Annotated in this window: 1 protein-coding gene; it reads left to right on the plus strand. The window is 71.1% G+C overall.

The window, feature by feature from the left end; translation table 11 throughout:
* Nucleotides 1-1,197 (plus strand): acyltransferase domain-containing protein (locus tag ACZ4V6_RS36575; RefSeq protein WP_467835604.1); only part of this gene is annotated, 1,197 nt, incomplete at both ends.

Raw genomic sequence — 1,197 nt, forward strand, 5'->3', positions numbered from 1 at the left:
GGCCGGTTGGCCGAGGCGGTGTCCGGTCTGAGTCCGGTGGATGTGGGCTGGTCGTTGGTGTCGACGCGTGCGGCGTTCGAGCATCGGGCGGTTGTCGTGGGCCGGGACCGGGATGAGTTGCTGCGGGGTTTGGAGGAGGTGGCGCAGGGTCGGGGACTGGCGGGTGTCGCCTCCGCTCCGTCGGGTGGTCTGGGGTTTGTGTTCTCCGGTCAGGGCAGTCAGCGGCTGGGGATGGGGCGGGGGCTGTATGAGCGGTTCCCGGTGTTCGCCGAGGTCTTCGACGAGGTGTGCGGGCGGATCGATCAAGGGCTGCGGGATGTCGTCTTCGGGTCGGATGCCGATGAGCTGAACCGGACGGTGTGGGCGCAGGCGGGTCTGTTCGCGTTGGAGGTGGGCCTGTTCCGGTTGCTGGAGTCGTGGGGGGTGCGGCCCAGTCATCTCATCGGGCATTCGATCGGTGAGGTGTCGGCTGCGTGTGTGGCGGGTCTGTGGTCGTTGGAGGACGCGTGCCGGGTGGTGGGTGCGCGGGCGCGGCTGATGCAGGCGTTGCCGGCGGGCGGGGCGATGGCCGCGGTGCAGGCCGGTCCCGGTGATCTGGCCGGTCTGCTCGGTGATGATGTGGTGATCGCGTCGGTGAACGCGCCCGGTCAGGTGGTGATCTCGGGGCCGGAGGCGGGGGTGGAGCGTGTGCTGGCCGGGTGCGGGGCGCGTTCTCGGCGTCTGGCGGTCTCCCATGCCTTCCATTCCCCGCTGGTGGAGCCGATGCTGGCGGACTTCCGTCGGGTGCTGGAGTCGGTGCGGTACCGCGTTCCGGTCCTGCCGGTGGTGTCGGACCTGACCGGTGGCTGGGCGGATGCGGAGGCCTGGCAGACGCCGGAGTACTGGGTGCGTCAGGTGCGTGAGCCGGTCCGTTTCGCCGATGGTGTCGCCACCCTGCTCGAGGCGGGGGTGAGGGTGTTCGTGGAGCTGGGGCCCGCCGGCACGCTCACCTCGATGGTCGGCCACTGCGCGGAGACCACCGCCACCGCGGTGACGGCCGTCCCCGCCCTGCGTCCCGGCCACGACGACATCCGTGCGGTGCTGACCGCGGCCGCCACCCTCCACGTCCACGGCCACCCGGTCCACTGGGCCGCCCTGTTCCCACCGGCCCGTACCGTCGACCTGCCCACCTACCCCTTCCAACACCAGCACTACTGG

It is taken from the genome of Streptomyces sp. NPDC029152 (genome assembly GCF_055564355.1).